This window comes from Pseudomonas sp. BF-B-15 (assembly GCF_019946675.1).
In the GTDB taxonomy this organism is placed as follows: Bacteria; Pseudomonadota; Gammaproteobacteria; order Pseudomonadales; family Pseudomonadaceae; genus Aquipseudomonas; species Aquipseudomonas migulae.
In genome coordinates, this window is sequence record NZ_JAGYFZ010000077.1 from 23,288 (window position 1) to 29,855 (window position 6,568).

Consider the following 6,568-nt stretch of genomic DNA (forward strand, 5'->3'; position numbering starts at 1 on the left):
GCCGGCTCTTTGTAGGAGCTGGCTTGCCAGCGATGGACTTGAAGGCCCCGCGCTTACCCGATAAGCACGCGTCATCGTTAACGACCATCGCCGGCAAGCCAGCTCCTACAAAGGGCAGGCAGGCCTCCACATTGAACGAGATCTACCGATGAACAACGCTCTGTCCCAGTTGCAGCCTTATCCGTTCGAGAAGCTCCGCGCCCTGCTCGGCAGCGTCACGCCAAACCCGGACAAGCGCCCTATCGCGCTGTCCATCGGCGAGCCGAAGCACCGTTCGCCAAGCTTTGTCGCCGAAGCCCTGGCAAGCAATCTGGACCAGATGGCCGTGTATCCGACCACCCTCGGCATTGCGGCCCTGCGTGAAGCCATCGCCGCGTGGTGCGAACGCCGCTTCAACGTGCCAAACGGCTGGCTCGACCCGGCGCGCAACGTGCTGCCGGTGAACGGCACCCGCGAAGCGCTGTTCGCGTTCACCCAGACCGTGGTCAACCGTGGCGACGACGCCCTGGTGGTCAGCCCGAACCCGTTCTATCAGATCTATGAAGGTGCCGCGTTCCTCGCCGGCGCCAAGCCGCATTACCTGCCGTGCCTGGACGAGAATGGCTTCAACCCGGATTTCGATGCCGTTTCCCCGGACATCTGGAAGCGTTGCCAGATCCTGTTCCTGTGCTCGCCGGGCAACCCGACCGGCGCGCTGATCCCGGTCGAAACCCTGAAAAAACTGATCGCCCTGGCCGATGAGTACGACTTCGTGATCGCTGCGGACGAGTGCTACAGCGAACTGTATTTCAACGAACAAACCCCGCCCGCCGGCCTGCTCAGCGCCTGCGCGGAACTGGGCCGCAAGGACTTCAAGCGCTGCGTGGTGTTCCACAGCCTGTCCAAGCGCTCCAACCTGCCGGGCCTGCGTTCGGGTTTCGTGGCGGGTGATGCCGACATTCTCAAAGGCTTCCTGCTGTACCGCACCTACCACGGCTGCGCGATGCCGGTTCAGACTCAACTGGCCAGCGTTGCTGCGTGGAATGACGAAGTGCATGTGCGCGCCAACCGTGCGCTGTATCGCGAGAAGTACGACGCGGTGCTGGAAATCCTCGGCCCGGTGATGGACGTGCAGCGCCCGGATGGCGGTTTTTACCTGTGGCCGAATGTTGAAGGTGATGACGAGGCGTTCTGCCGCGATCTGTTCGTCGAAGAACACGTGACCGTGGTGCCTGGCTCTTATCTGTCCCGTGACGTTGACGGTGCGAACCCGGGTGCCGGTCGGGTGCGCATGGCGCTGGTTGCGCCACTGGCCGAGTGTGTGGAAGCCGCTGAACGCATCCGCGCCTTCATCCAGCGCCGCAAATAAACACAAACCTGCAGGTGCCGGCTTGCCGGCACGAGCGACGCTATTTCACCTGCCCCAGATTGGCTTCGCTCAAGTCCAGCTCCCCCAGCACCTCGCGCAACACGTCATCACCAATCTGGTGGTGACGGCTGAGCTTATACAACTCCAGGCGTTGCGCCCGCAGCGCCTTCAAGCGCAGACGCCGCTCCAGCAGGTCCATCTGAAACGCCAGCGCCTGGGCTTCCGCCGAATCGTTGAACACCTCCAGTTGATGCCGATACTCGGACATGATCCGTGCCTTGAGTTCGACAGCGAGCGCCGCCTGGGCGGCGTCCTGCGGATTGGCCTCTTCGGTTTCGAGCGCATGAATGGCGGCTTCGGCGGTCTTGCGCCAGGCATCGCGTACTTCACTGCGACGTTTGTCGTCAGGGCTCTTCTCGATGCCGCGCAGCAGCAATGGCAATGCAATACACGCGGCAATCAGCGACAGCAGAATGACCCCGGCCGCGATGAAAATCAGCAGGTCGCGCTCAGGAAACGCGTCATTGCCCATCAGTATCGGTACTGACAACACACCCGCCAGCGTCACCGCTCCGCGCACCCCACCGACGGTCAACAACCAGCAGGAGCGCGCCGTCGGCACTTGCGTCATTTCGCCCTTACCGCGCCAACGACGCAGCAGCCCCGACAATCGCCAGATGCTCTGCACCCAGACAAACCGCAACACCACCAACACCAGGAAAATCGCCACCACGTCGAGGCAGCGATACAGCAGCGTTGGCCACAACGACGTTTCGTGGCTGGCCACGGCTTTGATGATGTCCGGCAACTGCAAACCCAGCAGCAGGAAGATCAGCCCGTTAAACGCGAACTCCAGCAGTGACCAGACGCTGCGGTTGAGCAGTCGGGTGCTGGTCTGGCGCGGCAGCAGATCGAGCCAGCTCTGCATCATCCCGGCCGCCACGGCAGACAGAATCCCCGAGCCCCCCAGGCGTTCGGCCAGCACGTAAGCCGCAAACGGCAGCAACAACATGAAGACCACGTGAGTCGCCGGATCATCCCAACCGCGAGCAATCATCCACGAGCGCAAACGCCCGACCAGCCAGCTCAACGCAACACCGACCGCCAGGCCACCAACCGCCACCAACACAAATGTCAGACTGGCGTTGGCCAGCGAGAACACCCCGGTCACCGCCGCGACCAGGGCGAACTTGAAGGTCACCAGGCCCGACGCGTCATTCATCAGCGCCTCGCCCTGCAACATGTGCATCAGTGGTGTCGGCAGTCGGTTTTGAGAAATCGCCGAGACGGCCACGGCATCCGTCGGCGACAACACCGCCGCCAGGGCAAAGGCCACCGGCAGCGGAATGCTCGGCAACAACCAATGAATGAAGTAACCCGCACCGACGACGGTAAACAGCACCAGGCCGACCGCCAAGGTCAGGATCGGCCCCCGCAGTCGCCAAAGCTCGCGCTTGGGCATGCGCCAGCCGTCGGAGAACAGCAGCGGCGGCAGAAACAAAAACAGAAACAATTCCGGGTCAAGGGCGACGTGCAAACCGAGCGTCGGCCAGGCCAGCAAGGCGCCGGCACCGATTTGCACCAGCGGCAATGGCAACGGGATCACGCGTCCGACCAAGCGCGAAACACTGACCAGCATCAACAGGATCAGGACGGTGTAGGCGGTTTGCATAAAGCGCGGTTCCCGGACAATCGACAGCATTGAAGTGCCATATTAGCCGCTTAGACTGCGGGTTGACCGTTGTACCAATGTCGCAGGCTGTCGCCAGTCTCGAAAAAACCCCAAACCCTGCAGGAGCCGAGCTTGCTCGCGAAAGCGGCAGGTCAGCCACTATCAATGTTGAATGTTAAGCCGCTTTCGCGAGCAAGCTCGGCTCCTACAGGGTTTTGCGTTTTAAGCGGACGGTCATGGCATAATCCGTCACCTTTTTTTTCCAGCACCTGTAAAGGGGGCAATTCCTTGACCGATTCAAGCAAAACGTTGCACCTTTTCGGCATCAAAGCCTGCGACACCATGAAAAAGGCGCGCACCTGGCTCGATGAACACGCTGTCAGCTATGACTTTCATGATTACAAAGCGGTCGGAATCGACCGTGAACACCTGAGCCAATGGTGCGACGAGCACGGCTGGCAAGTGGTGTTGAACCGTGCAGGCACGACCTTTCGCAAGCTCGACGACGAACGCAAAGCCGATCTCGACCAGCCGAAAGCCATCGAACTGATGCTCGCACAACCCTCGATGATCAAGCGCCCGGTGCTCGATCTCGGTGACCGAACCCTGATTGGCTTCAAGCCAGATATCTACGCGGCAGCGCTCAAGTAAGCCAGCCCGTTCAATTTTGTTAGAGGTATTTACATGTCCACTTCCGTATTCAGCCTGGCCTTTGGTGTCGGCACTCAAAATCGTCAGGGCGCATGGCTCGAAGTGTTTTACGCTCAGCCGCTGCTCAACCCGTCGGCCGATCTGGTCGCGGCCATCGCGCCGGTTCTGGGTTACACCGAAGGCAATCAGGCCATCGCGTTCAGCACCGCCCAGGCTTCGCAACTGGCTGAAGCACTGAAAGGTGTCGACGCAGCCCAGGCTGCCCTGCTGACCCGTCTGGCCGAAAGCCACAAGCCGCTGGTCGCCACCATTCTGGCCGAAGATGCGCCGCTGACTTCCACGCCTGAGGCTTACCTCAAGCTGCACCTGCTGTCCCATCGTCTGGTCAAGCCGCACGGCCTGAACCTGGCCGGCGTGTTCCCGCTGCTGCCGAACGTCGCATGGACCAGCCAGGGCGCGATCGACCTCGCAGAACTGGCCGAACATCAACTGGAAGCCCGTCTGCGCGGCGAGCTGCTGGAAGTGTTCTCGGTAGACAAATTCCCGAAAATGACCGACTACGTCGTGCCGGCCGGCGTGCGTATCGCTGATGCAGCTCGTATCCGTCTGGGCGCTTACGTCGGCGAAGGCACCACCGTGATGCACGAAGGTTTCGTCAACTTCAACGCAGGCACCGAAGGCCCGGGCATGATCGAAGGCCGCGTTTCCGCTGGCGTGTTCGTCGGCAAGGGTTCGGACCTGGGTGGCGGTTGCTCGACCATGGGCACCCTGTCGGGCGGCGGCAACATCGTGATCAAGGTTGGCGAAGGCTGCCTGATCGGCGCGAACGCCGGTATCGGTATCCCGTTGGGCGACCGCAACACCGTTGAATCGGGCCTGTACGTGACTGCCGGCACCAAAGTGGCACTGCTGGACGAAAACAACAAACTGGTCAAAGTCGTGAAGGCTCGTGAACTGGCCGGTCAGCCGGACCTGCTGTTCCGCCGCAATTCGGAAACCGGTGCCGTGGAATGCAAAACCCACAAATCGGCGATCGAACTGAACGAAGCGCTGCACGCTCACAACTAAGCAGAGCGTCACGACCACCTGTTCTTGTAGGAGCGAGGCTTGCCCGCGAAGCTTTTGGGGATCTCACCGGCCCCTTCGCGAGCAAGCTTCGCTCCTACAGGTCCGGCGTAGCCCAGACCATCAGGTCAGGCGTACGTCCGCCCATGTTTAGCAGGGCCCGATACCATGATGATTCTCTCCCCCTGGCGCGCCGATTTTCCGGCCATCGCCGCCCTGCAACGGCAGGACCAGACCTATCTGGACAACGCCGCCACCACGCAAAAACCTCAAGCCCTTCTGGATGCCCTGGCGCATTACTACGCCAATGGCGCAGCCAACGTGCATCGGGCGCAACACTTGCCCGGCGCGCATGCCACCCAGGCGTTCGAGGACAGCCGCAATAAAGTCGCGCAATGGCTGAATGCCGGTGATTGCGGGCAGATCATCTTCACCCACGGCGCGACCTCTGCGCTGAACCTCCTCGCCTATGGCCTGGAACACCTGTTCAATCCGGGCGATGAAATTGTCATCAGCGCCCTGGAGCACCACGCCAACCTGCTGCCATGGCAGCAACTGGCCCACCGTCGCGATCTGAAACTGGTGATCCTGCCGCTGGACGCCGACGGCTTGATCGACCTCGACACCGCCGCCGCGTTGATTGGCCCGCGAACCCGCTTGCTGGCGGTCAGTCAACTGTCCAACGTGCTTGGCGCCTGGCAGCCATTGCCCGCGCTGCTGGCGATGGCCAAGGCACACGACGCGTTGACCGTGGTCGATGGCGCCCAAGGCGTGGTCCATGGCCGACACGATGTGCAGGCACTGGGTTGCGACTTTTATGTGTTTTCCAGCCACAAGCTCTATGGCCCGGATGGCCTGGGGGTGTTGTTCGGCCGCCATGAGGCGCTCAAGCAACTGCGCCATTGGCAGTTCGGCGGCGAAATGGTGCTGGATGCGGATTACCAGCACGCGCGCTTTCGTCCTGCTCCGCTCGGTTTCGAGGCAGGAACGCCGCCGATCTCCAGCGTGATTGGTCTCGGGGCGACGCTCGATTACCTCGCCGGCCTCGATCAGGACGCGGTTTCGGCCCATGAAGCCGCGCTGCATGACTATTTGTTGAAAGGTCTTGAGGCGCGCGACGGCATTCGCTTGCTAGGCAAACCGCAACTGGCCCTGGCGAGTTTTGTCGTCGAGGGTGTGCATAACTCTGATCTGGCGCACTTGCTGACAGAACAGGGGATCGCGGTGCGCGCCGGTCATCATTGCGCGATGCCGCTGCTGAAAAGCTTTGAACTGGCCGGGGCGATTCGGGTGTCGTTGGCGCTTTACAACGATTCAGAGGACCTGCAACGGTTCTTTGAAGCGCTGGATCAAGCGCTGGAGTTATTGCGATGAACCTCCCTGCCGATGCCGTCTCCGCGCTGGAAACGTTTCAGAACGCCGCAGGCTGGGAGCAACGCGCGCGACTGCTGATGCAATGGGGCGACCGGCTGCCGGCATTGAGCGATGTGGATAAGGTCGACGCCAACCGCGTGCATGGCTGTGAAAGTCAGGTGTGGTTGGTGGGATCGTTGCAGGACGGCCACTGGCAGTTTGCCGCGAGCAGCGATGCGCGGTTGATTCGCGGGTTGGTGGCGTTGTTGCTGGCGCGGGTTAACGGGTTGTCGGCGGTCGAATTGCAGCAGGTGGATTTGCCGGACTGGTTCAACCAGCTTGGACTCAGCCGGCAGTTGTCACCTTCGCGCAGCAATGGCCTCAATGCCGTGCTCCAGCGAATGCGAGAACTCGCCCTGTAGGAGCCGGCTTGCTGGCGATGGCATCACCGCGGTGTAACTGAATGACCGCATCGATGC

Annotated in this window: 6 protein-coding genes; 5 read left to right on the plus strand and 1 reads right to left on the minus strand. The window is 61.5% G+C overall.

Annotation, left to right across the window (positions count from 1 at the left end):
- Nucleotides 1-148 precede the first annotated feature (148 nt).
- Entirely contained in the window at nt 149-1,348 is a 1,200-nt protein-coding gene (gene dapC / locus KGA97_RS21655; protein ID WP_008039390.1) for a succinyldiaminopimelate transaminase, read from the plus strand.
- Nucleotides 1,349-1,388: 40 nt separating this feature from the next.
- On the opposite strand, the gene KGA97_RS21660 is transcribed toward dapC, so the two are convergent.
- On the minus strand, nt 1,389-3,020 hold the full coding sequence (locus tag KGA97_RS21660; protein WP_223481467.1) for a Na+/H+ antiporter: 1,632 nt from the start codon (nt 3,018-3,020) through the stop codon (nt 1,389-1,391).
- 288 nt (nt 3,021-3,308) lie between these two features.
- Here KGA97_RS21660 and KGA97_RS21665 point away from each other — a divergent pair, with 288 nt between their 5' ends.
- The 4 genes from KGA97_RS21665 (at nt 3,309) to KGA97_RS21680 (ending at nt 6,511) form a co-directional block, all read left to right on the plus strand.
- The gene (locus KGA97_RS21665; RefSeq protein ID WP_008039388.1) at nt 3,309-3,671 is read left to right on the plus strand and encodes an ArsC family reductase; all 363 of its coding nucleotides are present in this window, start codon (nt 3,309-3,311) and stop codon (nt 3,669-3,671) included.
- A 33-nt stretch (nt 3,672-3,704) separates the two neighbouring features.
- Nucleotides 3,705-4,739, plus strand: a complete 1,035-nt coding sequence (gene dapD / locus KGA97_RS21670) for a 2,3,4,5-tetrahydropyridine-2,6-dicarboxylate N-succinyltransferase (RefSeq protein WP_008039387.1) — start codon at nt 3,705-3,707, stop codon at nt 4,737-4,739.
- 165 nt (nt 4,740-4,904) lie between these two features.
- A complete protein-coding gene (locus KGA97_RS21675) occupies nt 4,905-6,110 on the plus strand; it encodes an aminotransferase class V-fold PLP-dependent enzyme (protein WP_223481468.1) in 1,206 nt (401 codons plus the stop codon).
- A complete protein-coding gene (locus tag KGA97_RS21680) occupies nt 6,107-6,511 on the plus strand; it encodes a SufE family protein (protein WP_223481469.1) in 405 nt (134 codons plus the stop codon). The genes KGA97_RS21675 and KGA97_RS21680 overlap by 4 nt, the downstream gene beginning before the upstream one ends.
- Nucleotides 6,512-6,568: the final 57 nt, after the last annotated feature.

Excerpts from the sequence above, each read along its gene's own strand:
- KGA97_RS21675 (WP_223481468.1), top strand. The coding sequence starts at position 4,905 with ATGATGATTCTCTCCCCCTGGCGCGCCGATTTTCCGGCCATCGCCGCC.
- dapC (WP_008039390.1), top strand. The coding sequence starts at position 149 with ATGAACAACGCTCTGTCCCAGTTGCAGCCTTATCCGTTCGAGAAGCTC.
- KGA97_RS21680 (WP_223481469.1), top strand. The coding sequence starts at position 6,107 with ATGAACCTCCCTGCCGATGCCGTCTCCGCGCTGGAAACGTTTCAGAAC.
- KGA97_RS21660 (WP_223481467.1), bottom strand. The coding sequence starts at position 3,020 with ATGCAAACCGCCTACACCGTCCTGATCCTGTTGATGCTGGTCAGTGTT.
- dapD (WP_008039387.1), top strand. The coding sequence starts at position 3,705 with ATGTCCACTTCCGTATTCAGCCTGGCCTTTGGTGTCGGCACTCAAAAT.